At 63.0% G+C, this 24,865-nt stretch carries 20 protein-coding genes; 13 read left to right on the forward strand and 7 right to left on the reverse strand.

Translation table 11 applies throughout. The features are described from left to right. Positions 1-83: 83 nt before the first annotated feature. Both MnOB_RS04735 and MnOB_RS04740 read right to left on the reverse strand, forming a co-directional pair. Positions 84-1,985: an acyl-CoA synthetase gene (locus tag MnOB_RS04735; protein WP_077522528.1), complete on the reverse strand. Its 1,902-nt coding sequence runs from the start codon at positions 1,983-1,985 to the stop codon at positions 84-86. A gap of 29 nt (positions 1,986-2,014) precedes the next feature. Continuing rightward, a complete protein-coding gene (locus tag MnOB_RS04740) occupies positions 2,015-2,674 on the reverse strand; it encodes an alpha/beta hydrolase (RefSeq protein ID WP_077522530.1) in 660 nt (219 codons plus the stop codon). Positions 2,675-3,151: 477 nt separating this feature from the next. On the opposite strand from MnOB_RS04740, the gene MnOB_RS04745 reads away from it, so the two are divergent. From MnOB_RS04745 to MnOB_RS04760, 4 genes are all read left to right on the forward strand, one after another. After that, positions 3,152-4,180 (forward strand): amino acid ABC transporter substrate-binding protein, encoded by a 1,029-nt coding sequence (locus MnOB_RS04745; protein ID WP_077522532.1) that lies wholly within the window; start codon positions 3,152-3,154, stop codon positions 4,178-4,180. A gap of 109 nt (positions 4,181-4,289) precedes the next feature. Continuing rightward, positions 4,290-5,477 (forward strand): amino acid ABC transporter permease, encoded by a 1,188-nt coding sequence (locus MnOB_RS04750; protein WP_077522534.1) that lies wholly within the window; start codon positions 4,290-4,292, stop codon positions 5,475-5,477. A 10-nt stretch (positions 5,478-5,487) separates the two neighbouring features. After that, positions 5,488-6,585 carry an amino acid ABC transporter permease gene (locus tag MnOB_RS04755; protein ID WP_077522536.1) on the forward strand — a complete coding sequence of 366 codons (1,098 nt, stop codon included), beginning with the start codon at positions 5,488-5,490 and terminating at the stop codon, positions 6,583-6,585. A gap of 10 nt (positions 6,586-6,595) precedes the next feature. Further along, positions 6,596-7,357 (forward strand): amino acid ABC transporter ATP-binding protein, encoded by a 762-nt coding sequence (locus MnOB_RS04760; protein WP_077522538.1) that lies wholly within the window; start codon positions 6,596-6,598, stop codon positions 7,355-7,357. Between the two features lie 584 nt (positions 7,358-7,941). Here MnOB_RS04760 and MnOB_RS04765 read toward each other — a convergent pair. From MnOB_RS04765 to MnOB_RS04785, 5 genes are all read right to left on the reverse strand, one after another. Further along, a complete protein-coding gene (locus tag MnOB_RS04765; protein ID WP_077522540.1) occupies positions 7,942-8,718 on the reverse strand; it encodes an ABC transporter substrate-binding protein in 777 nt (258 codons plus the stop codon). A gap of 349 nt (positions 8,719-9,067) precedes the next feature. Next, a complete protein-coding gene (gene moaE / locus MnOB_RS04770) occupies positions 9,068-9,517 on the reverse strand; it encodes a molybdopterin synthase catalytic subunit MoaE (RefSeq protein WP_077522542.1) in 450 nt (149 codons plus the stop codon). Between the two features lies 1 nt (position 9,518). Further along, the gene (locus tag MnOB_RS04775) at positions 9,519-9,767 is read right to left on the reverse strand and encodes a MoaD/ThiS family protein (RefSeq protein WP_077522545.1); all 249 of its coding nucleotides are present in this window, start codon (positions 9,765-9,767) and stop codon (positions 9,519-9,521) included. A 2-nt stretch (positions 9,768-9,769) separates the two neighbouring features. After that, positions 9,770-10,240: a cyclic pyranopterin monophosphate synthase MoaC gene (gene moaC, locus MnOB_RS04780; RefSeq protein ID WP_077522547.1), complete on the reverse strand. Its 471-nt coding sequence runs from the start codon at positions 10,238-10,240 to the stop codon at positions 9,770-9,772. An 81-nt stretch (positions 10,241-10,321) separates the two neighbouring features. Next, complete coding sequence (locus MnOB_RS04785; protein WP_077522549.1) at positions 10,322-11,713, reverse strand: PhoH family protein; 1,392 nt, start codon at positions 11,711-11,713, stop codon at positions 10,322-10,324. A gap of 416 nt (positions 11,714-12,129) precedes the next feature. Between MnOB_RS04785 and yaaA the strand changes: the two genes are divergently transcribed. The 9 genes from yaaA to MnOB_RS04830 all read left to right on the forward strand — a co-directional run bounded on the left by yaaA (position 12,130) and on the right by MnOB_RS04830 (position 24,791). After that, positions 12,130-12,909 (forward strand): peroxide stress protein YaaA, encoded by a 780-nt coding sequence (yaaA, locus tag MnOB_RS04790; protein WP_077522551.1) that lies wholly within the window; start codon positions 12,130-12,132, stop codon positions 12,907-12,909. 787 nt (positions 12,910-13,696) lie between these two features. Beyond that, positions 13,697-15,007 carry a GDP-mannose 6-dehydrogenase gene (algD, locus tag MnOB_RS04795; RefSeq protein ID WP_077522553.1) on the forward strand — a complete coding sequence of 437 codons (1,311 nt, stop codon included), beginning with the start codon at positions 13,697-13,699 and terminating at the stop codon, positions 15,005-15,007. Between the two features lie 63 nt (positions 15,008-15,070). After that, positions 15,071-16,552 carry a mannuronan synthase gene (gene alg8, locus MnOB_RS04800; protein ID WP_077522555.1) on the forward strand — a complete coding sequence of 494 codons (1,482 nt, stop codon included), beginning with the start codon at positions 15,071-15,073 and terminating at the stop codon, positions 16,550-16,552. A 29-nt stretch (positions 16,553-16,581) separates the two neighbouring features. Beyond that, positions 16,582-17,742, forward strand: a complete 1,161-nt coding sequence (locus MnOB_RS04805) for an alginate biosynthesis protein Alg44 (RefSeq protein ID WP_077522557.1) — start codon at positions 16,582-16,584, stop codon at positions 17,740-17,742. A gap of 13 nt (positions 17,743-17,755) precedes the next feature. Beyond that, positions 17,756-19,117: an alginate biosynthesis TPR repeat lipoprotein AlgK gene (gene algK / locus MnOB_RS04810; protein ID WP_077522559.1), complete on the forward strand. Its 1,362-nt coding sequence runs from the start codon at positions 17,756-17,758 to the stop codon at positions 19,115-19,117. 91 nt (positions 19,118-19,208) lie between these two features. Then, the gene (locus tag MnOB_RS04815) at positions 19,209-20,654 is read left to right on the forward strand and encodes an alginate export family protein (protein WP_077522561.1); all 1,446 of its coding nucleotides are present in this window, start codon (positions 19,209-19,211) and stop codon (positions 20,652-20,654) included. Positions 20,655-20,683: 29 nt separating this feature from the next. Further along, on the forward strand, positions 20,684-22,243 hold the full coding sequence (gene algG / locus MnOB_RS04820) for a mannuronan 5-epimerase AlgG (RefSeq protein WP_107504028.1): 1,560 nt from the start codon (positions 20,684-20,686) through the stop codon (positions 22,241-22,243). A gap of 11 nt (positions 22,244-22,254) precedes the next feature. Beyond that, positions 22,255-23,679, forward strand: a complete 1,425-nt coding sequence (locus MnOB_RS04825; RefSeq protein ID WP_077522563.1) for an alginate O-acetyltransferase — start codon at positions 22,255-22,257, stop codon at positions 23,677-23,679. A 14-nt stretch (positions 23,680-23,693) separates the two neighbouring features. Beyond that, positions 23,694-24,791: a mannuronate-specific alginate lyase gene (locus MnOB_RS04830; protein WP_077522565.1), complete on the forward strand. Its 1,098-nt coding sequence runs from the start codon at positions 23,694-23,696 to the stop codon at positions 24,789-24,791. Positions 24,792-24,865 lie beyond the last annotated feature (74 nt).

A 24,865-nucleotide genomic window follows, 5' to 3' on the forward strand; every position in this document is an offset into this window, starting at 1 on the left:
CGGAGCGTGAGACGCGAAATCTGAATGGCGCAGTGACCAGAAGGCCGCCCTGAGGCGGCCTTCTGTGGGCAGTATAGATGGCCTCAAGCCATCAGGCGGAATTTCACCGAATAGCCCGCCATGCGGGCTTCCAGTTGCGCCCGCAAGGGCTCATCCAACCCCGGTGCGCGAATCTCGGCGACCTGCCCGTGGCGATCATCATTCACCACTTCCACCCGCACGCCCGGGGCGATGGCCCCCAGCACGCCTTCCAGCACGCGGCGGGTAGCGTCGAAGCGAAGCGCCGGCTTGAAGGTCTTGCCCACTGCGGTCACCGGAATCGCGTCGATGATCCAGACATCCTTGGGCACCGCGGCACGCTCGGGCACATGCTGCGCCGCGTGTGCCAGCAACTCGGCTTCGCTGGCAACTGCGCCGGGCTTGAGCTGCACATAGGCGACCGGCAACTCGCCGACCTTGTCGTCCGGCTTGCCGACGGCCGCGGCCATGGCGACGGCGGGATGTCGATGCAGGGCTTCCTCGATCATCTGCGGATCGATGTTGTGTCCACCGCGAATGATCAGGTCCTTGCTGCGGCCGGTCAGCCAGATGTAACCGTCGACATCCATGCGACCGAGATCGCCGGTGTTGAACCAATCGCCATCGACCCAGATGTCCTTGTTCTTGCTCGTCTGCAGATAGCCCTTGAACACGGTCACGCCACGCACGCAGAGGTTACCGATCTCATCGAGCGCGGCATCCCGCAGGTACTGGCCCTGTTCATCGAGCACCGCGATCTTCACCTGGCAATAGGGCATGCGCATACCGATGGAACCCGGCCGGCGCTCACCGTGGGCCGGATTGCCGCAGGTACCACAGGTGGCTTCGGTCAGTCCGTAGCCTTCGATCAGCCTGAGGCCGGTCTTGGCTTCGAATTGGCGAATCAGCTCCACCGGCATGGGCGCTGCGCCGCACAAGGCGTAGCGCAGGCTGGACAAGCCATGGCCCTCGCTGGGCACCTGCAACAGGCCAGCGTAGATGGTCGGCACGCCGCTGAAGAAGCTCACCCGATAACGTTCGATGACTTTCCAGAAGTTCTGGATCAGCCGCGTATTGCGATAGCCCTGGGGCGTGGCAATAAGGAACTCGGCACCCGCGAAGATCGGTGCGAGGCCGGTGACCATCACGCCATTCACGTGGAACAACGGCAGGCCGCACAGTGTGTTGTCGCCCTTCCCCAGGTTGATCGCGTAGGCGAGGATCATCGCCATGGCCACTTCGTTGCGGTGGCTGTGGGGTGCCAACTTGGGCGTACCGGTGGTACCGCCGGTGTGGAAGTAGGACGCGACGTCATCCGGTGCGATCACGCGGCCGCTTTGCAGGTGGTCGGCGGGGAAGCGGTCAAGCAACTCGTCGAAATCCAGTACGCCTTCCGGCAACGCACCACGCTGGGCCTTGATGGCACTGCGTTGCGGCTCGGGCAGCAGGTTGGCCAGGTCGACTGTGACGATGGCCTCCAGTTCCGGCAGGCGATCACGCAGGCTGGCGACCTTGCCCCAGAGGTCGGTACCGGGGAACGGCGCCAGGGTCACCAGCACCTTGGAGTCGGCCGCATGGATCAGCTCGGCGATGTGCTCCGGCTCCAGCAAGGGATTGATGGCATTAACCACCCCAGCCGCTTCCCCGCCCCAGATGGTGAAGTGCGTATGGGGCAGGTTCGGCAGGAGGAACGACACCGCCTTGCCCGGCCGCACGCCCAGATGGTGGAAGGCATTGGCGGCCTGGGTCACCCGCGCCAGCAGCTCCCCATAGGTCACCTCGACAGGTGTCTCCTCAGCGTCCCCCTGGAGCAGGAAGGTCATGGCGCGCTTGCTCGGGTTGCGTTCGGCGCTGCGGCGGATCAGCTCGTAGGTGCTGTCCGGCATGCCGCGTTGTTCCAGCGAAAGACGTTCGAGTTCTTCGATATCGCGCAGGTTGGCAATGGGCGGAGCTGAGGTCTGGGCCATGGTCACTTCTTGTACTGAAGGGTTGGAGATCAGCTGTGCAGCCGCTTCACCAGCCAGGTGCCGATGTCGCGGATCTGCTGCGGCAGTACTTCGTGGGCCATCGGATAGTCGCGCCACTCCACGGGAACACCGGCGGCGGCCAGGCGATCGTGGGCGGAGCGGCCCATCGCGGGCGGGACCACATCGTCGAAAGTGCCATGCAAGCAAAGGACCGGCAGTTGTCGTTTTGTATCCGACAGTGTCATGTCATCGCTGAAGGTCGGTGCGTAGGTGGAAAGCGCCAGCACGCCGCCCAACTCTTCCGCCCAGCGCAGGAAGGCGGCGTGCAGGACGACGGCGCCGCCCTGTGAGAAGCCGGCGAGGAAGATGCGGCGCGGCTCGATGCCACCGTCGACCTGCGCCTGCGCCAGGGCCATCACATGCTCCGCTGATTCCTCCAGTTGCGCCTGGTTGATGGCGCGTTCCGGACTCATCGCGAGGATGTCGTACCAGGAAGGCATGGCCCAGCCGCCATTGATGGTGACCGCGCGGGTCGGCGCCTGGGGCAGAACGAATCGGGTGGTGCCCAGCGCTTCCTGCAGGGCCTCGGCCACCGGCAGGAAGTCGTAGCGATCCGCGCCCAGGCCGTGAAGCCAGATGATGCAGGCATCGGCGCGATGTGGGGGCTCGAGAATCAGTGTGTCGCTCATGTGTGGCTCCGTTGTGGCGCATCTGCACAGTTGTGGGGCGATGCCATTCAAAGGGGTGGTTTGATAACTGAAAAAGATGTCGCACCGCTAAAACTTTACCTATTGACCTATCGGAATAGGCCTACTGGCACCTCGCTGGTACGCCCTTTGCTAACGAGCACCAGACTGAAATTTGCGCCGGGGCTCGGTAACACTTGCCCTGGCGTGCAACGGGTTGGGTCGCAACTCAGGTTGCTACCTTGCAGGCGATCACCTGGTGCCATTCGTGGTGCAAGGGTGGCGCAATCCGTCTCCAGCCCATTTGACCAATGGGCGAGGAAAGGTCTGGTGGCGAGCGGAGCAGCGCCAACTAGACTCCTTCCTTAGGTCTGACACCCCGGTTGACCTTTTCCAGTGCATGAAAGGTTGAACCTGCCTCACGAGGGTACGGCGGTGGGACCGAGACTCCAACACCAATAAAAGCAACTGGAGGTTTTGATGAAGATGGTGAAATCCACCCTGGCCGTGCTGACCGCGGCAACCGTTCTCGGTGTCAGCGGTTTCGCGCAAGCGGGCGCCACCCTGGACGCGGTGAAGAAAAAAGGCTTCGTACAATGCGGCATCAGCGACGGCCTCCCGGGCTTCTCGTATGCCGATGGCAAGGGCAACTACAAAGGCATCGACGTTGACGTTTGCCGTGCTGTTGCCGCTGCCGTGTTCGGCGATGCCAGCAAGGTCAAGTACAGCCCGCTGACCGCCAAGGAACGTTTCACCGCGCTGCAGTCCGGCGAAGTCGACGTCCTTTCGCGTAATAGCACCTGGACCAGCTCCCGTGACGCAGCCATGGGCCTGAACTTCACCGGCGTGACCTACTACGACGGTCAAGGCTTCCTGGTGAACAAGAAGCTCGGCGTTTCCAGCGCCAAGGAACTCGATGGCGCCACCGTCTGCATCCAGGCCGGTACCACCACCGAGCTGAACCTGTCCGACTACTTCCGCGCCAACAACCTGAAATACACCCCCATCACCTACGACACCTCCGACGAGAGCGCCAAATCGCTCGAGTCCGGTCGTTGCGACGTGCTGACCTCGGACCAGTCCCAGCTCTATGCACAGCGCATCAAGCTGGCTGCCCCGGACGAGTACGTGGTACTGCCGGAAGTCATCTCCAAGGAGCCCCTCGGCCCGGCCGTACGCCAGGGTGACGAGGAGTGGTTCGACATCGTGCGCTGGTCGCTGTTCGCGATGCTGAACGCCGAGGAACTGGGCATCGACTCGAAGAACGTCGAAGAAACCGCCAAGTCCACCAAGAACCCCGACATTGCCCGTCTGCTGGGTACTGAAGGCGAGTTCGGCAAGGACCTGAAGCTGCCGAAGGACTGGGCGGTGCAAATCGTCAAGCAGGTCGGTAACTACAGTGAAATCTTCGATCGCAACATCGGTGCCGGTAGCGACCTGAAGATCGACCGCGGCATCAACGCCCTGTGGAACAAGGGCGGTCTGCAGTACGCACCGCCGGTGCGCTGACCGTCTCCCGGCGGCCACATGAAGTGGCTGCCGGGTTCGAGTTCCGTTTCAACGCGAACCCTGGCCGCCGTCCCCCATCCGGCCGGCCAGTGGTTCCCAGAGGGCTGTCATGCAAAAACCTGCCAACGCCCCGCGTGCCCCGAAAGGTTCGATCTGGACCGATCCCAAGGCACGCGCGTGGCTATTCCAGATCATCGCCGTCGTCGCAGTCGTGGCACTGGGCTGGTACCTGTTCCAGAACACCCAGCACAACCTGCAACAGCGCGGCATCCTGTCCGGCTTCGATTTCCTCGAGCAAAGTGCCGGCTTCGGGATCTCCCAACACCTGATCGATTACAACGAAAGCCACAGCTACGGCCGCGTCTTCGTCATCGGTCTGCTCAACACCCTGCTGGTTTCGGCTATCGGCATCGTCTTCGCCACCATCCTCGGCTTCATCCTGGGCGTAGCGCGCCTGTCGCCGAACTGGCTGGTACGCAAGCTGGCGACCGTCTACATCGAAACCTTCCGCAACATCCCGCCACTGCTACAGATCTTCTTCTGGTATTTCGCGGTGATGCTGCCCATGCCGGGGCCGCGCCAGAGCATGGCCATCGGCGAGCACTTCTTCCTCAACAACCGCGGCCTGTACATGCCGGCGCCGACCATCGCCGAAGGCTTCTGGCCGTTCCTGGTCAGCCTGGGACTGGTGCTGGTGGCAATCATTGCGATGGCCCGCTGGGCGAAAGCCAAGCGTGAATCCACCGGTCAACGCTTCCCGGTGCTGCTCGGCGCCCTGGCGCTGCTGGTGGTGATTCCGGGCCTGGTGTCCCTGGTATTCGGCGCGCCCTTCCAGTGGAGCATGCCGGTGCTGCAGGGCTTCAACTTCCGCGGCGGCTGGGTGGTGATTCCGGAACTGATCGCCCTGACTCTGGCGCTGACCGTGTACACCGCGGCGTTCATCGCCGAGAACGTGCGCTCCGGCATCCAGGCGGTCAGCCACGGCCAGACCGAGGCCGCGCGTTCTCTGGGCCTGCCCGCTGCCAAGACCCTGCGTCTGGTGATCATTCCGCAAGCCCTGCGCGTGATCATCCCGCCGCTCACCAGCCAGTACCTGAACCTGACCAAGAACTCGTCCCTGGCGGCCGGCATCGGCTACCCGGACATGGTCTCGCTGTTCGCCGGTACGGTGCTGAACCAGACCGGCCAGGCGATCGAGGTGATCACCATCACCATGAGCGTCTACCTGGCCATCAGCATCAGCATTTCCCTGCTGATGAACTGGTACAACAAGCGCATTGCGCTAGTCGAGCGGTGAGGTCCGAACCATGACGACACACGTATTCAAGCCCGACCAGCCGCCACCCCGGATGAGCGTCGGCGTACTGGGATGGCTGCGCGCCAACCTGTTTTCCAACTGGTTCAACACCCTGTTGACCCTGTTCGCCATCTACCTGGTCTGGCTGATCCTGCCGCCGCTGATCAAGTGGGCCTTCCTCCAGGCCGACTGGAGCGGCACCACCCGTGCCGACTGCAGCAGCGAAGGCGCGTGCTGGGTGTTCATCAAGATGCGCTTCTCGCAGTTCATGTACGGTTTCTATCCCGAAGAACTGCGCTGGCGAGTGGACCTGGCGGTGTGGGTCGCGATCATCGGCGCTGCGCCGCTGTTCATCCCGCGCTTCCAGCAGAAGGCCAAGTACGGCCTGGCATTCCTGGTGATCTACCCGATCGTCGCCTACTGGCTGCTGCACGGCGGCTTCCTCGGCATGTCCACCGTCTCCACCAGCCAATGGGGCGGCCTGATGCTGACCCTGGTGATCGCTGCCGTGGGCATCGTCGGTGCGCTGCCGCTGGGCATCCTGCTGGCCCTGGGACGACGTTCGAACATGCCGGCGATCAAGGTCATCTGCGTGACCTTCATCGAGTTCTGGCGCGGCGTGCCGCTGATCACCGTGCTGTTCATGTCCTCGGTAATGTTGCCGCTGTTCCTGCCTGAAGGCCTGTCGTTCGACAAGCTGCTGCGGGCGCTGATCGGCGTGATCATGTTCCAGTCGGCCTACATCGCTGAAGTGGTGCGTGGCGGCCTGCAGGCCATCCCCAAGGGCCAGTACGAAGCCGCTGCGGCAATGGGACTGGGCTACTGGCGGATGATGGGCCTGGTGATCCTGCCGCAAGCCCTGAAGCTGGTGATCCCCGGCATCGTCAACACCTTCATCGCGCTGTTCAAGGACACCAGCCTGGTGATCATCATCGGCCTGTTCGACCTGCTCAACAGCATCAAGCAAGCCACCACCGACCCCGCCTGGCTGGGTATGGCCACCGAAGGCTACGTCTTCGCCGCCCTGGTGTTCTGGATCTTCTGTTTCGGCATGTCCCGCTACTCCATGAGCCTGGAGCGCAAGCTGGACACCAGCCACAAGCGTTAGGAGTCATCCCATGACTGAAGCAAGCAAGAAAACCGCCGGCGAGCCGATCATCCGACTGCAGGGCGTGAACAAGTGGTACGGCCAGTTCCATGTGCTGAAGGACATCAACCTCGACGTGCAGCAGGGCGAGCGCATCGTCCTCTGCGGCCCGTCCGGTTCCGGCAAATCGACCACCATCCGCTGCATCAACCGCCTGGAAGAACACCAGCAGGGCCGCATCGTCGTCGACGGCACCGAGCTGACCAACGACCTCAAGCACATCGAGGCGATCCGCAGCGAAGTGGGCATGGTGTTCCAGCACTTCAACCTGTTCCCGCACCTCACCGTGCTGCAGAACTGCACCCTGGCGCCCATGTGGGTTCGCAAGATGCCCAAGCGCCAGGCCGAGGAAGTCGCCATGCATTACCTGGAGCGCGTGCGCATTCCGGAGCAGGCGCACAAGTTCCCGGGGCAGCTTTCCGGTGGCCAGCAACAGCGTGTGGCCATCGCCCGCGCGCTGTGCATGAAGCCGAAGATCATGCTGTTCGACGAGCCCACCTCGGCACTCGACCCGGAGATGGTGAAGGAAGTGCTCGACACCATGATCGGCCTGGCCCATGACGGCATGACCATGCTCTGCGTGACCCACGAAATGGGCTTCGCCCGCACCGTGGCCAACCGGGTGATCTTCATGGACAAAGGCGAGATCGTGGAACAGAACGAGCCCAACGCGTTCTTCGACAACCCGCAGAACGAGCGGACCAAGCTGTTCCTCGGGCAGATCCTGCACTGAGGATTGGACGCTGAATGAAAAAGGGAGCCTTCGGGCTCCCTTTTTTTGTTGGCGCATGGATACCCATTGTGGGAGCGCATTCATTCGCGAAAGGATTGGCGCCAAGCCAGCCCGAAACAACCCTCTCCCCCGGCCCCTCTCCCGCAGGCGGGAGAGGGGTGACTCTCAGCCCACCTTCGGCGCCCGCATAACCCTGCAGGGGCGATTTCAATCGCCAAGCAGGGCGCAGCCCTGCCCGTCTTTGTAGGAGCGAATTCATTCGCGAAGAGACCGGCGCCGAACCGACCGGAATCCCCTCTCCCCCGGCCCCGCTCCCGCCGGCGGGAGAGGGGTGACTCTCAGCCCACCTTCGGCGCCCGCATAACCCTGTAGGGGCGATTTCAATCGCCAAGCAGGGCGCAGCCCTGCCCGTCTTTGTAGGAGCGAATTCATCCGCGAAGAGACCGGCGCCGAACCAACCGGAATCTACCCTCCCCCCAACCCTCTCCCGCAAGCGGGAGAGGGGGCAGTTCGTGCAGCGCTCTGACTGCTTTCGTCCAGACAAAAAAGCCGCGCAATTGCGCGGCTTTTCCCAACGGCAGGGCTTACTCGCCGTAGATATCGAAGTCGAAGTACTTGGCCTGGATTGCCTGGTACTTGCCGTTCGCACGCAGGGTCTTGATGGCACTGTTGAATTTCTCGCGCAGTTCGTTATCGCCCTTGCGCACGGCGATCCCGGCGCCTTCACCGAAGTACTTCGGATCGTTCAGCACCGGGCCAACGAACTCGTAGCCCTTGCCGTTATCGGTCTTGAGGAAGCCTTCGTTGAGCGGGAAGACGTCGGCCAGCGCGCCGTCCAGACGACCGGACAGCACGTCCAGGTAGATCTCGTTCTGGGTGCTATAACGCACGATCTTGATGCCCTTGGGCTCCAGGACCTCGGTGGCGAAGCGGTCGGTGGTGGTGGAGCGCTGGGTACCGATGGTCTTGCCCACCAGGCTCTTGAATTCCGGGTCGACCAGGTTGCCCTTCTTCATCACCAGGCGCGCTGGGCTGTAGTAGTACTTGCCGGTGAAGTCGACGGACTTCTTGCGCTCATCGGTGATGGTCATGGAGGACAGCACAGCGTCCACCTTCTTCACCTTCAGGGACGGGATCAGGCCATCGAACTCCTGCTCGATCCACTGGCACTTCACCTTCATTTCTTCGCACATGGCATTGCCGATGTCGTAGTCGAAACCGGCAATCTGCCCTTCCGGGGTCTTGAACGCGAAGGGTGGATAAGCAGCCTCGATGCCGATGCGCAGAGGCTTGTCAGCGGCGAAAACGCTGGAGGCCAGCAGGCTCAGGGCAAGGCTGCCCAGCAGAACGAGTTTCTTCATGGTGCGACTCCCGCATTACGGATGGAGGCCCGCCGCATGGCAGGGCGAGCCGGTTCGGAATGGATTTGCGAGGCAGAAGCAGATGCCGCCAGGGCTGGCCGGCATGGGAATGGAATGGGTAGCTGGCTGGGGATCATGATGGACGCCGCTAACTTGTACTTGTGAGTCCATACTGGACTCAAATGTACACACCGTCAATGACCCATGAAAAAACCCGGCAATGCCGGGCTTTGTAGGGGCGAATTCATTCGCCAAGCGGGCCGAAGGTCCGCCCTTCAGGTGCCCATTGGGCTGCTGCGCAGCCCTTGGCGAATAAATTCGCCCCTACAGAAAGTTTTCCCCAATCGGTTCATTCCCAGCGCTCGGCAGCAGCCTTGTCGCTGCACCGCCCTTCCACCCAGCGTGGGCCTTCGGCGGTGTCTTCCTTCTTCCAGAACGGCGCGCGGGTCTTGAGGAAGTCCATGATGAAGTTGCAGGCGTCGAACGCCGCCTGGCGATGGGCGCTGGCAGTACCGACGAAGACGATGGGTTCGCCCGGTTCCAGGCGCCCGATGCGATGGAGGATATCCACGTTGAGCAGCGGCCAGCGTTCTCGCGCTTCCACCGCGATCTTCTCCAAGGCCTTCTCGGTCATGCCTGGATAATGTTCGAGGAACATGCCGGCCACATCCTGGCCGTCATTGAAGTCGCGCACATAGCCGACGAAGCCGACCACCGCGCCAATACCCACATTGGCCGCATGCAGCGCATTGAGTTCAACACCAGGATCGAAAGCGGTTTCCTGCACGCGAATGGCCATCTCAGCCTCCGGTCACGGTGGGGAAGAAGGCGACTTCGTCACCGTCGCTGAGGGCTTCGTCCAGGCTGCACAGCTCCTGGTTGCGGGCGCACATCAGGTTCTGTTCGGCGAGAACCTCCCAGACGCCGCCACGGGCCAGCAGATGCCGGCGCAGATCATCCAGCTTCGCGAACGCCGGGTCACAGTTGAGCTGCTCGCCTTCGATGCCGAGCGCTTCACGGTAACGGGCGAAATACTGCACGCGAATCATCATTACTCCCCGGCCTGGTAATGGCCGCTCTTGCCGCCCAGCTTTTCCAGCAGGCGTACGTTTTCAATGGTCATGCCGCGATCGACCGCCTTGCACATGTCATAGATCGTCAGGGCGGCCACGCTGGCGGCGGTCAGCGCTTCCATTTCCACGCCGGTCTGCCCGGCCAGTTTGCAGCGGGCGACAATATGCACGCAGTCGTCCCCTTCCGCTGCCAGCTCCACCTTGACGCTGGTGAGCATCAACGGGTGACACAACGGAATGAGATCGGAGGTCTTTTTCGCCGCCTGGATGCCGGCAATGCGCGCCACGGCGAACACGTCGCCCTTGGGGTGGCCGCCGGACTGGATCATGGCGAGGGTTTCCGGGCGCATGCGCACGCGGGCTTCGGCCGTCGCTTCACGGGATGTCACCGCCTTGTCGGTGACGTCGACCATGCTGGCGCGACCCTGGGCATCGAGATGGGTAAGCACTGCGAGTCTCCTTGGACAGGAGACAGATTGTATACAGAAATCCCCGCCGGGCGGCAGCTGCCGCCCGGCGGGAGTCGAGGGTCACATATGCGCTTCGGCGTACTCGGCCAGCACGGAGCGCGGCACGCCCTGGAGGGTGATGTGCACGCCGTGGGGGAAGTCCTTGAAGCGTTCGGTCAGGTAGGTCAGGCCCGAGCTGGGGGCGGAAAGGTAAGGGGTGTCGATCTGCGCCAGGTTGCCCAGGCAGATCACCTTGGAGCCAGTACCGGCACGCGTGATGATGGTTTTCATCTGGTGCGGCGTCAGGTTCTGGCACTCGTCGATGATGATCAGGCTCTGCTGGAAGCTGCGGCCGCGGATGTAGTTCAGGGATTTGAACTGCAGCGGCACCTTGCTGAGGATGTAATCCACGCTGCCGTGGGTGTTCTCGTCGTCCATGTGCAGGGCTTCGAGGTTGTCGGTGATCGCACCCAGCCAGGGCTCCATCTTCTCCGCCTCGGTACCGGGCAGGAAGCCGATTTCCTGGTCCAGGCCCTGCACGCTGCGGGTGGCGATGATGCGCCGGTAGCGCTTGCTGACCATGGTCTGCTCGATTGCTGCGGCCAGCGCCAGGATGGTCTTGCCCGATCCCGCCGCACCGCTGAGGTTGACCAGGTGGATATCCGGGTCCAGCAGCGCGTAGAGCGCCAGCGCCTGGTACACATCGCGCGGACGCAGGCCCCAGGCTTCCTGATGCAGCAACGGCTCCTGATGCAGATCGAGGATCAGCAGTTCATCAGCCTTGATGCCCTTGATCCAGCCCACGAAACCTTGCTCGTCGACGATGAACTCGTTGACGTGCACGGCTGGAAGGTTGTCGGTGAGCTGCACGCGATGCCAGGTACGTCCATGGTCCTGACGCGTCTCCACCTTGCTCACGCGATCCCAGAACGACCCGGGCATGTCGTGGTAGCCACGGGACAGCAGGGAGACATCATCCACCAACTGGTCGGTGTGGTAGTCCTCCGAATCGATCCCGCAGGCGCGCGCCTTCAGGCGCATGTTGATGTCCTTGGTCACCAGCACCACGGACATGCCCGGCCTGCGGCTCTTCAGCTCCACCAGCTGGTTGATGATCTTGTTGTCGTTGAGGTCTTCAGGCAGCCAGGTGATGGGGGCTGCGCGTTTGCTCATGAGAATCGAGAGGAAGCCGCAAGGGCCGCTTTTCTCTCGCTGGATGGGTACTCCGTGCTCCACTTCCTCGGGGGTTGCGCCACTGAGGATCTTGTCGATGTTACGGATGGCCTGCCTGCATTCAGCGGCAACGCCCTGCTTGCCAGTCTTCAGCTTGTCCAATTCCTCCAGCACGGTCATCGGAATGGCCACGTGGTGTTCCTGGAAGTTGAACAAGGCGTTGGGATCGTGGATCAGGACGTTGGTGTCGAGCGCGTACAAGGTTGGAGCGGTAGGGCGGGAGCGTCCGTGGTCATCCATACTCGGTCACCTTCTTATAGGGCCAGGCGACGGAATGCCAGGGAGGCTCTCCGCCGCGGAGGGCCGCCGACCTCCCCGCTCCGGGTCATGCCGGTTAGGGGATGGAGCCAACAAGGTGAGGGCCGATGGCCGCCACCTGTCTGCAGGGTTCGGCGGTCTGATTTGTTAATACTCCATTCCGGATGACAGAAAAAAGAACTTTTTGGCCTGTACGCGTTTTTTTTTCAGTACGACAAAAAGACCTTGGCGCGTAGGAAATCACCCGTTAAATTCGAAAGTCCCCTCCCCCGAAATTCCCCGACTTTTCCCGCTTGGGATCATTCCGGCTGCCGTATCCAACCTGCCTATCGGCGGGATAGGTGGAGCCAACCGACGCAAATCCCTAGAATCGCCCCGTTCCCGAAGGAGACGATTCGATGCTGTTGGTGATTTCCCCTGCCAAGACCCTGGACTACGAGACCCCGCCGGTCACTTCGCGCTTTACCCAGCCGGAGTTCCTGGACCATGCCCAGGAGCTGATCCAGCAACTGCGCGAACTCAGCCCCGCGCAGATCGCCGAGCTGATGCACCTGTCCGACAAACTCGCCGGTCTCAACGTCGCGCGCTATGGCAGCTGGCATCCGGATTTCACCCCGGCCAATGCCAAGCAGGCCCTGCTGGCCTTCAAGGGCGACGTGTACACGGGCCTCAACGCCGAAGACTTCGCTGAAGCCGACTTCGACTTCGCGCAGCAGCACCTGCGCATGCTCTCCGGCCTCTATGGCCTGCTGCGACCGCTGGACCTGATGCAGCCCTACCGCCTGGAAATGGGCACCAAGCTGGCCAATGCCCGCGGCAAGGATCTTTATGCCTTCTGGGGCGAGCGCATCAGTGGCTGGCTGAATGAAGCCCTGGCGGCCCAGGGTGACGACATCCTGCTCAACCTCGCCTCCAACGAGTACTTCAGCTCGGTGAAGCGCAAGGCCCTGAACGCCCGCATCATCGATACCGAGTTCAAGGACCTGAAGAACGGCCAGTACAAGATCATCAGCTTCTACGCCAAGAAGGCCCGCGGCCTGATGGCCCGCTATGTGATCAAGGAGCGCCTGCAGGACCCTGAAGGCCTGAAGGACTTCAACTACCAGGGCTACCGCTACGCGGCGGAGCATTCCAAGCCGGACAGCCTGGTGTTCCTGCGCGACGAGCCGCAGGACTAACCCCACGAACCCCGCCGCCCGGCGGGGTTTTCGTTTGTGCCGCGCGCATTCGTAGGGTGCGCCATGCGCACCGCTCCCCTTCCCTCGCAGCGCAAGATCCGCTGGTGCGCACAGCGCACCCTACCTCCCCGCGATGCCATTCAATGGCCATCGCAAGTTCAATATCACTTCAAGATCATATAGCTGGCACAAGTTCGTCTTTGATGCTGGCGAACTTGTTTTTTTGATAGTGGCCAACTTGCCTCCCGATAGTGGCCAAGTTGCAAAATGCAATCACCAAAAAACTTGCAAACTGCCTGATTGAACTTTTCCAACGCGCGCCAACTCTGAGAATGCCACGACCTTGACACGGGGCGTAGTCAAAAAACTGCAATAAGTAAAATCTGGGACGAACGGTAGGAACTATCCGAAAAGACGGACACTCATACCCCCGTGACTTAATTCTTCACACCATATTTCGGTGTGATCTCAAACTGCCTTTACCAACTATCGGCGCGCAGCCGAGGGGTAGTTTTTATCTGGCGAAAGCCAAATAGGTTAATTAAGGAGAAGCGCAACAAACTCGACCTACTGGACAAAACCAACGAGCCAGAGCCTTTGAGGCGATCAGCTCAGGACTCTACCCGGGCAAGCAATGCGACATGCCCAGTTCAGGCGCCCTAACTTTGGCGTCCGGTACTACTCATGCCTGTGCACTTTAAAGTTGCAACCGCGACATAAAGGTGCAAACGGAAGTGACACTAACGTCACATATTAAACAGCGTGCTTAAAGGACGAGGTGAATACGATGCGAATCAGCATCTTCGGTTTGGGCTATGTTGGTGCAGTATGCGCCGGCTGCCTCTCGGCTCGTGGTCATGAAGTTGTCGGTGTCGACGTTTCGCAGACCAAGATTGACCTGATCAACAATGGCAAATCGCCCATTGTCGAACCGGGTCTGGAAGAACTTCTACAGCAAGGCGTGAAGACTGGCCGCCTGCGCGGCACTACCGATGTCGCCGGTGCCGTTCGCGAAACCCAGGTGTCCTTCATCTGCGTCGGTACCCCGAGCAAGAAGAATGGCGACCTGTCGCTCGACTACATCGAAGGCGTCTGCCGCGAAATCGGCTTCGCCCTGCGCGACAAGGCCGAACGCCACACCGTGGTAGTCCGCAGCACCGTGCTCCCGGGCACCGTGAAGAACGTCGTGATCCCGATCATCGAAGACTGCTCCGGCAAGAAGGCCGGCGTGGACTTCGGCGTCGCGGTGAACCCCGAGTTCCTCCGCGAAAGCACCGCGATCAAGGACTACGACTACCCGCCCATGACCGTCATCGGCGAATTGGACAAAGCCGCTGGCGACGTCCTGGAAACCCTGTACCGCGAACTCGACGCCCCGATCATCCGCAAGGACATCGAAGTGGCCGAGATGATCAAGTACACCTGCAACGTGTGGCACGCGGCCAAGGTCACCTTCGCCAACGAGATCGGCAACATCGCCAAGGCGGTCGGCGTCGATGGTCGTGAGGTGATGGACGTGGTCTGCCAGGACAACAAGCTCAACCTGTCCAAGTACTACATGCGCCCGGGCTTCGCCTTCGGCGGTTCCTGCCTGCCCAAGGACGTGCGTGCGCTGAACTACCGCGCCACCTCGCTGGACGTGGAATCCCCGCTGATCGGTTCGCTGATGCGCAGCAACTCCTGCCAGGTGCAGAAGGCGTTCGACATCATCTCCGGCCACGACAAGCGCAAGGTCGCCCTGCTCGGCCTGTCCTTCAAGGCAGGCACTGACGACCTGCGTGAAAGCCCGCTGGTGGAGCTGGCCGAGATGCTGATCGGCAAGGGTTACGACCTCAGCATCTACGACCGCAACGTCGAGTACGCCCGCGTCCACGGTGCCAACAAGGACTACATCGAGTCGAAGATCCCCCACGTGTCCTCGCTGCTGGACAGCAACTTCGACGCGGTGGTCGACAAGGCGGACATCATCGTCCTGGGCAACCGTGACGAGCTGTTCGCCCCGCTGGCCCAGAAAGCGCCGGCCGGCAAGCAGGTGATCGACCTGGTGGGCTTCATGCCCAAGGGCTCCCAAGGCAACGCCGAGGGAATCTGCTGGTAAAGCGCCCTGCCCCCCTCCCCAACGGGAAGGGGGGCATCCGCCAAACGAGCCCAGGACGACTCTATGGACAAGATCAAGCATGGTCTGCTCGAAGCCTCGGGCTGGCTGTTCTACCTCATTGCACTGATGCTGCTGGCACTGGCACTGCCCAGGTCCGTTTTCGACCCCGACTCCAAGCATTTCCTGCTGCTGATCGGGGCTGTGGGCATCTGGCGCTATTCCATGGGCGCCCTGCACTTCGTGCGCGGCACGCTGTTCCTCTACTTCGTGTATCCCTGGTACAAGCGGCGCCTGGCCAAGCTCGGCAACGCGGCAGACCCGTCCCACGTGTTCCTGCTGGTGACGAGCTTCCGCATCGAGGCCCTGACCACCGCCATGGTCTACCGCTCGGTGATCGAGGAAGCCATTGCCTGCGGCTACCCGACCACTGTCGTCTGCTCCATCGTCGAGCTGTCCGATGAGCTGCTGGTGAAGAACCTCTGGACCAAGCTCGCACCGCCTTCGCGGGTCAAGCTGGACTTCGTGCGCATTCCCGGTACCGGCAAGCGCGATGGCCTGGCCTACGGATTCCGCGCCATCTCCCGGCAACTGCCGGATGCCAACGCGGTCGTGGCGGTCATCGACGGCGACACCGTGCTGGCCGAAGGCGTGGTCAAGAAGACCGTGCCCTGGTTCAAGCTCTTCCCGAATGTCGGCGGCCTGACCACCAACGAGTTCTGCGAAGTGCGCGGCAGCTACATCATGAGCGAGTGGCACAAGCTGCGATTCGCCCAGCGCCACCTCAACATGTGCTCGATGGCCCTCTCCAAGCGCGTGCTGACCATGACCGGGCGGATGTCGGTGTTCCGCGCCAGCGTGGTGACCGATCCGGACTTCATCGCCGACGTGGAAAGCGACCACCTGGACCACTGGCGCCTGGGTCGTTTCCAGTTCCTCACCGGTGACGACAAGTCCAGCTGGTACAGCCTGATGCGCCTGGGCTACGACACCTTCTACGTTCCGGATGCCGCGATCAACACGGTCGAGCACCCGCCGGAGAAGAGCTTCATCAAGGCCAGCCGCAAGCTGATGTTCCGCTGGTACGGCAACAACCTCCGGCAGAACTCCCGCGCCCTGGCGCTCGGTCCGCGTCGCCTCGGCTGGTTCACCACCGTGGTGCTGGCCGACCAGCGCGCCTCGATGTGGACCTGCCTGCTGGGCTTGGCCGTGGCCATCATCGCCAGCCTGAAGTACAGCATCGCCTACCTGCTGGTGTACCTCCTGTGGATCGGCCTTACCCGCTTCGTCCTGACCCTGCTGCTCAGCATTACCGGGCACCGGATCGGACCGGCTTACCCCTTGATCCTCTATTACAACCAGATCGTCGGAGCGCTGGTGAAGATCTACGTCTTCTTCCGCCTCGACCAGCAGTCCTGGACCCGCCAGAACACCAAGCTCAACCGTGACCTCGCGAGCTTCTCGCGCTGGTTCAACACCTGGTCCTCACGCGCCATGACCTTCTCCGCAACCAGCGTATTCGTCGCCACGCTGCTGGCGATCGTGTGAGCACAAGGAACCTGACAGGAATCGAAGCCATGAATACAGCCGTCAATCTCAATGTGGTGCATGAATCCGAAGCCCAGCGCCAACACGCGCGGGTGAAAATCCCCGGCAAGATCCGCTATATCGCCCGTGGCGAACGCTTCGAAGCGTCGCTGCTGGACGTCTCCGCCGGCGGTTTCGCCTTCACCGCCGGACGCGCCAACTCCAGCATCGGCGACCACCACAAAGGCCGCCTGATGTTCCAGATCGACGGCCTCAGCCTGGGCCTGGACGTAGAGTTCCAGGTGCGCGCCGTGGACACCCGCAGCGAGCGCGTCGGCTGTGTCTTCCATGGCCTTCAGCCGCGTGACATCGCCACCCTGCGCTACCTCATCAGCTCGCACCTCTCGGGCGAACTGGTCAGCGCCGGCGACCTGCTCAGCACCCTGCAGCGCGAGAACTTCACCAAGCCGCGCAAAGGCGGCGCGGGCGGCGGCATGGGCCCCCTGGCGCGTCTCAAGGCGGTCGGCCTCAGTGCCGGCATCTTCGTCGTCGGTGTCGGTGCCTTTGCCTACATCCTCAATTCGCTGTACGGCCTGTACTTCGTCACCCATGCCGATTCGGCCATGGTCGCAGTGCCTTCCATGCAGGTCACCATGCCCCGCGAAGGCACGGTGCAGAGCCTGGTGAGCGCCGACGCCAGCGTGGAGAAAGGCGCCCCCATCGCGTCCTTCAACGCCACCATGCTGGAGATGCTCAAGGGTCACCTGACCGACGACCAGCTCACTCCGAAAAACGTCGAAGAACTGTTCGGCAAGCAGATGAAGGGCACCCTCACCAGCCCCTGCAACTGCAAGATCGCCCGCCAGCTCGTGGCCGACGGCCAGTTCGCCAGCAAGGGCGACGTGATCTTCGAACTGGTGCCCCAGGACACCCAGGCCACCATCCAGGCGCGCTTCCCCTTCCGCCACATCGGCCAGGCCAAACCGGGTGCCCGCGTCACCTTCCAGGTGGCCGGAGAAGACCAGGCGCGCCACGGCAAGATCCTCAGCAGCAGCCTGCATGACGGCAACATGTCCGCCGACATCCGCGCCACCATCCAGCCCGACGAGCCGCTGCCCAGCACCTTCGCCGGTCAGCCGGTGGAAGTCAGCATCGATCGTGGCCCGTCCCTCGACTGGCTGATCGACCGCGCCCTGGCCGCGGGCTTCTGAGGAGGGCTCGACCATGGCCCATCACTCCACTCCCCTCCTGCTGCTGGCCGCGGCCGTCGCCCTGGCCGGCTGTGCCGGCCTGCCGGACGAACGCCTCGCCCGCGAAGCCCTGAAACGCGGCGACAGCTCCACCGCCGAGCAGAACTACCGCCAGCTGGCCGACCTCGGTTATGCCGACGCCGCGGTCGGCCTGGCCGACCTGCAGGTGGCCAGCGGAGACCCGGAGCAACTGCAGAAGGCCGAGCAGACCTATCGCCAGGCCATCGACCAGTCGCCCCGTGCCAAGGCCCGCCTGGGCAAGCTGCTGGCACGAAAGACCCAGCTGAGCCAGGCCGAACGCCGGGAAACCGCGCAACTCCTGGAGGAGTCCTTCGAAGCCGGTGAAGAAAGCAGCCTGCTGCCGCTGGTGATGCTCTACCTGCAATACCCGCAGGACTTCCCCTCGGTGAACGTTCCGGCGCGCATCGCCAAATGGCGCGCCGAGGGCCACACGCAGGCGGAGCTGGCGCAGATCCTCTTCTATCGCACCCAGGGTTCCTACGATCAGCACCTCACCGAGATCGAGCAGATCTGTACCCGCAATCTGGCGTTGACCGACGTCTGCTACGTCGAACTGGCCACCGTCTACCAGAAGCAAGGCAATGCCGACGCAAGGCAGAAACTGCTGGAGCAACTGATGGCCGGCTACCGCGCCGGGCGTATTCCCGCCCAGCGCGTGGAGTCGGTCGCCCTGGTCCTGGCCGACGCCGACATCGGCAAGCCCGAAGAAGGCAAGGCCAAGGAACTGCTCGAAGCGCTGGTACCCGCTTACCCCGCCGCCTGGGTGAGCCTGGCCAAACTGATCTACGAGTACCCGGAACAGGGCGATACCGAGCAGTTGCTGGACTACCTGGAGAAAGGCCGTGCCGCCTCCCAGCCCCGCGCCGAGCTGCTGCAAGGCCGCCTCTACTACGAAGGCAAGCTGGTACCGCAGGACCCGAAGAAGGCCGAGGAGCACCTGCTCAAGGCTGCCCCCACCGAACCCACCGCGCACTACCTGCTGGGCCAGATCTACCTGCGTGGCTATCTGGGGGACATCGATCCGGACAAGGCACTGGACCATCTGCTCCGCGCCGCCCGCAGCGGCCAGGTCAATGCCGACTTCGCTCTTGGCCAGATGTACGCCCAGGGCAAGGGCATCCAGCGCAACCTGGTCAACGCGTTCGTTTTCAGCCAGCTGGCCTTGCCCAAGAACACGCCCCAGGCCATCGAGCTGGCGCAAAGCGTCCAGCAGCAGTTGCCGCCGGCGGAACGCCCTCGCGCCGAACAACTGCTGCGTGAAGAGCGCGCTGCGCGGGGCGCCGCAGCGCCCGACACCCAGATGAGCAGCCTATGAATCCCCCTCCGCAGCTCCCGGTAGGTTGGGCAGAGCGCAGCGAAGCCCAACAGCGAAGTACGGCCCGCGGAACAAGAGAGATGAGAAACGCATGAACAAGAATCCCTGGATCAAGGCTGGCCTTGGTCTGTCCCTGCTGGCCGCAAGCATCGCCCACGCCGCAGAGACCCACGACAAGAACTTCGGACTGGACGTGAAGATCACCGCCCAATCCGAAGACGATCGCGACCTCGGCACCCGCGACGGCGGTGACGTAAACGGCATCGGTCTCGACCTGCGTCCCTGGGTCTACGGCGAGCGCGGCGAATGGAGCGCCTTCGCCATGGGCCAGGCGGTCACCGCCACCGATATCGTCGAAACCGACACCCTGGAATCCAACGACATCGAAGCCGATGCCGCCCAGAGCAACAACGGGCGCGAACCGGACAAGAGCTACCTCGCCATGCGCGAGTTCTGGGTCGATTACGGCGGCCTCACCGCCTACCCCGGCGAGCACTTGCGCTTCGGTCGCCAGCGTGTACGCAGTGAAGAAGGCACCTGGTGGGATACCAACATCGAAGCCCTGCGCTGGAGCTTCGACACCACCCTGCTGCGCGCCCACGCCGGCGTCGCCGAGCGCTTCAGCGACTACCGCACCGACATCGACGAACTGGCGCCGGAAGACGAGGACCGCCAGCACTTCTTCGGCGACATTTCCACCCAGTGGCAACCAGGTCACTGGGTCGGCGCCAAGCTGCACCACAGTCGCGACAACGGTGACCTGCCCAACGTTGGCGAGGAGGTGGATGAACTCGACAAGCGCACTACCGGCGACCTGACCTGGTTGGGTCTGGAAGCCGACGGTGGCTTCTTCGACCGCCGCTCCACACTGCCGCTGAACTACTGGGCGCAGGCCACCTGGCTGACCGGCGACGTGGACGAACTGCAGCAGTCGACCGTCGGCAACCAGACCATCGCCAACGGCAGCCGCAATGTCGATGTCGACGCCTGGGCAGTGGACCTCGGCCTGCGCTGGAACATCGATGACCAATGGAAAGTCGGCGGCGCCTACGCCCGTGGCAGCGGCGGCGGCGACGACGACAGCTCCGAGCAGTTCCGCCAGACCGGCCTGGAGAGCAACCGCTCCAACTTCACCGGCACCGAGGCGCGCATGCACCGCTTCGGCGAAGCCTTCCGGGGCGAGCTGAGCAACCTCCAGGTGGCCACTGCCTTCACCTCCTGGCAGATGGGCGAGGACTACGACGCGAGCGTCGTCTACCACCGTTTCTGGCGCGTGGACGACAACCAGGACGTGGGCCAGAGCGGAATCATCGCGCCCCTGGAAGACGGCGAGAAAGACATCGGCCAGGAGATGGACCTGGTGGTCACCCGCTACTTCAAGCAGGGCCTCCTGCCGGCCTCGATGGCCGAGCACCTGGACGAGCGCTCTGCCCTCGTGCGCTTCCGTGGCGGCGTCTTCAAGCCAGGCGATGCCTATGCCAGTGGCACCGACTCGCTCATGCATCGCGCCTTCGTCGACTTCATCTGGCGCTTCTGATGGACATCCGGCGCAAGGGAGGAACAGTCATGAAACGTGGCATGGGAACCACGCTGCTGGCAGGCGGCGTCGTGCTCGGTGCCCTGCAGTTCGCCGCGCCCTGGGTCCAGGGCGCAGAGCTGACCCAGGAACTGAAGCCGATCAAGAACTACACGGTGTCCACTGCGCCGGCGGAGCAACTGCATCTGGAAACCCCCAAGGCGCCAGACCTGTCCGGCTACACCGCCGCCGCAGTGGACGCGAAGATCGATCGCACCACCCGCGGCAAGGTGGCAGTCAGGCGCATGCTCCAGCAGGACTCGCTGAAGGACTTCATTGGCGGTGACGAGCGCCTGCGCGAGTGGGTGAAACGCCAGCAGAGCATGCCCCAGGCGATCTTCGTCGAAGGTGGCTACGTGACCCCGGCGGACCTGGCCAAGGCGCTGCCCGACAGCCAGTTCAGCGAAACCGAGCCCGGCGTGTACCTCGCCCGCCTGCCGATCGTGGTGGCCCAGGGTGCGAGCCTGCAGATCGGCAAGGAGACCCGGGAATTCCGCCTGTCCCAGGAGCGCGGCGCGTTCCTGGTCAACGACGGCAAGCTGTTCATCACCGGCACCCAGCTCACCGCCTGGAACGAAAAGAACAAGTCCCCGGCCTGGTTCCAGAAGCCCGAGGAGTTCCGTCCGTTCCTGGTGTCCTGGGGTGGCAGCGAGCTGTACATCGTCGGTAGCAAGGTCACCAGCCTCGGCTACAACAACTCCAAGTCCTACGGCGTCTCCATCACCCAGTACACGCCCGGCCAGGCCAAGAGCCTGAAACGCCCTGCGCCCACCGGCTGGCTGCTGGATTCCGAGTTCGTCGACCACTGGTACGGCTTCTACTGCTTCGAAGCGGAGAACGTGGTCATCAAGGGCAATACCTACCGCGACAACATCGTCTACGGCATCGACCCGCACGACCGCTCGAACGGTCTGATCATCGCCCACAACACCGTCTTCGGGACCAAGAAGAAGCACGGCATCATCATTTCCCGTGAGGTGGACGACAGCTGGATCATCAATAACAAGAGCTACGACAACAAGCTCTCCGGCATCGTGATCGACCGTAACTCGGTGAACAATCTCGTGGCCTGGAACGAGGTGTACCAGAACCACTCCGACGGCATCACCATCTACGAAAGCTCCAACAACCTGCTCTGGGGCAACAAGATCCTCAGCAACCAGCGCCACGGCATCCGCGTGCGCAACAGCGTGAACATCCGCCTGTACGAGAACCTCTCCGCGGCCAACGGCCTGACTGGCGTGTATGGCCACATCAAGGACCTCTCCAACACCGACCGCAACATCAAGCTCGACCCCTTCGACACCAAGGTCTCGCTGATCCTGGTCGGCGGAAAGCTCGCAGGCAACGGCTCCAGCCCCCTGTCCATCGATTCGCCCTTGTCGGTCGAGTTGTACCGCGTCGAACTGCTCGCCCCGAGCAAGTCCACCGGTATCAGCTTCGCCGGCATCCTCGGCGAAAAGCAGGACGAAATCCTCGACCTGATGGTGCGCCGCAAGCAAGCCGTGCTGATCGACCCCGTCGAAACCCAGGCCGAACTCCAGGATTGAGGTACCCGATCATGCCCAGAATTTCCCGCAAATGGTTCACCCCTTCGGCCCTGGCAGCCGCGCTGCTGGCATCCGCCCAGGGTGCGCACGCCGCGCCCGAGTTCAGCGTGCAGCGCACGGGGCCACTCTGCGCCGCGGCGCAGAATCCGGCCAACTACAACACCAAGTACCTGAGCTTCTTCACCACCCTGGTGCAGGGTCAGGGCGACTGGCTGTTCCGGACCCAATACGACCTGCGTACCGATTTCGGTACCACGCCCTTCGGCTGGAGCCAGCTGAAGCGCCTGCGCGATGCGCTCAAGGCCAAGGGGGTCGAGCTGATGGTGGTCTACCAGCCCACCCGGGGCCTGGTGAACCGCGAGAAGCTCACGCCCGAAGAGAAGGCCCACTTCAACTACGAGCTGGCGAAGAAGAACTACCTGGCTGCCGTCGACCATTTCCGCAAGGCCGGCATCTGGGTCACCGACCTGTCGCCACTCTTCGATGAGAAGGGCGTCGGCACCGACTACTACTTCAAGGCCGACCACCACTGGACACCGGCCGGCGCCGACCGCACCGCCAAGCTTGTCGCCGAGACGCTGAACCAGATTCCCGGCTTCAGCGACATTCCGAAGAAGGACTACCAGAGCAAGGTGGTGGGCCTGCTGCCCAAGGCCGGTACCCTGCACAAGACTGCCGCCCAGTTCTGCGGCAACGGCTATGCCACCCAGTACGTCGACCGCTACGAAACCGAGGCGGCGGGCGATGGCGGCGACAGCCTGTTCGGCGACGAATCCAACCCCAAGGTGACCCTGGTAGGCACCAGTAACAGCGGTCCGGCCTACAACTTCGCCGGTTTCCTGCAGCAGCACACCGGTGCCGAAGTGCTCAACATGGCGGTCAGTGGCGGCGGTTTCGAAAGCGCCCTGATGCAGTACATGAGCAGCCCGGAATTCCATCAGAACCCGCCCAAGGTCCTGGTCTGGGAATTCGCCACCCACTACGACATGGCCGAAGCGAGCTTCTACCGCCAGGCCGTGCCCATGGTGAACAACGGCTGCGAAGGCCGGCCGGCGGTGCTGAAGAACAAGGTCAAGCTCAAGCCTGGCGCCAACGAGGTGCTGGTCAATGGCAAGGACGCGCCACTGCGTGACCTGCGCGGCGGCGATTACCAGGTGGACCTGCGCCTCAGCGATCCGTCCATTCACGACCTCAAGACCACCATCTGGTACCTCAACGGCCGCCGCGAGAACTTCAAGCTGGAACAGAGCGACCGCATCGATACCGGTGGTCACTACGCCTTCGAGCTGCGCAACGAGCCCGGCTGGGCCGACCTGAACATGCTCGCCCTGGAAATCCACAGCCCCGAGCAGATGCCCCAGGACCTCAGTGTCGAGGTCAGCGTCTGCGCACGTCCCGGCAATGGCGGGAACAACCTCACGGCCAAGGCCGAGTGAGGAAGGAGGTACCCATGACTACCCGACCCTGGCTGATCGCTCCGCTGCTCGCAGGCATCCTGCTCGCCGCACAGGGCCACGCCGCAGACCTGGTGCCGCCCAGGGGCTACTACGCCCCTGTGGATATCGACGCCAAGTCCGCCGGAACCTGCAAGGCGCCTCCCGCGCCCTACACCGCCAAGCTGGAATTCCGCAGCAAGTACGAGGGCTCCGACAAGGCCCGCGCCACCCTCAACCCGAACGCGGAAAAGGCCTTTCGCGAGAAGACCGCCGACATCACCGAGATGGAGCGCGGCGTCAGCAAGATGGTCATGGAGTACATGCGCAAGGGTCAGCGCACCCAGCTCGAATGTTCCCTGCAATGGCTGGGCAGCTGGGCCCAGGCCAATGCGCTGCTGAGCCCGCAGTACAACCACACCGGCAAGTCGATGCGCAAATGGGCACTGGGCAGCATGGCCTCGGCCTACCTGCGCCTGAAGTTCTCCGAATCGCAGCCGCTGGCGCCCTACCGCGCCCAGACCCAGGTGATCGAATCCTGGTTCTCGCGCCTGGCCGACCAGGTCGTCCACGACTGGAGCGACCTGCCGCTGAAGCAGATCAACAACCACTCCTACTGGGCCGCCTGGTCGGTGATGGCCACTGCTGTGGCGACCAACCGCGAGGACCTCTTCGACTGGTCGGTGGCGCAATACCGCGTGGCAGCCGGCCAGGTGGACCAGGATGGCTTCCTGCCCAACGAACTCAAGCGCAAGCAACGCGCCCTCGCCTACCACAACTACAGCCTGCCGCCGCTGGCGATGATCGCGGCGTTCGCCCAGGCCAACGACGTGGACCTGCGCGAAGCGAACGACAGTGCCCTGCGCCGCCTCGGCGAGAACGTGATCGCCGGTGTGGATGACCAGGACGCCTTCGATGAGAAGACCGGTGACGACCAGGACATGAGCGAGCTGAAGAAGCACGACAAGTTCTCCTGGCTCGAGCCCTGGTGCTCTCTCTATTCGTGCTCGGCCAAGACCCTCGCATGGAAGGACGAGATGGGCCCCTACAAGACCTTCCGCCTCGGCGGGGATGTGACCCAGGTGTTCCATCCGAAGAAGGAGGGTGGAAGCTAAACCCACGCTCGGACAGCCCCCTCTCCCCCTGGGAGAGGGTTGGGGTGAGGGTGGACGGCTCCGCGTGGAGCTCA

The organism is Metapseudomonas resinovorans, from assembly GCF_002003485.1.
In the GTDB taxonomy this organism is placed as follows: Bacteria; Pseudomonadota; Gammaproteobacteria; order Pseudomonadales; family Pseudomonadaceae; genus Metapseudomonas; species Metapseudomonas resinovorans_D.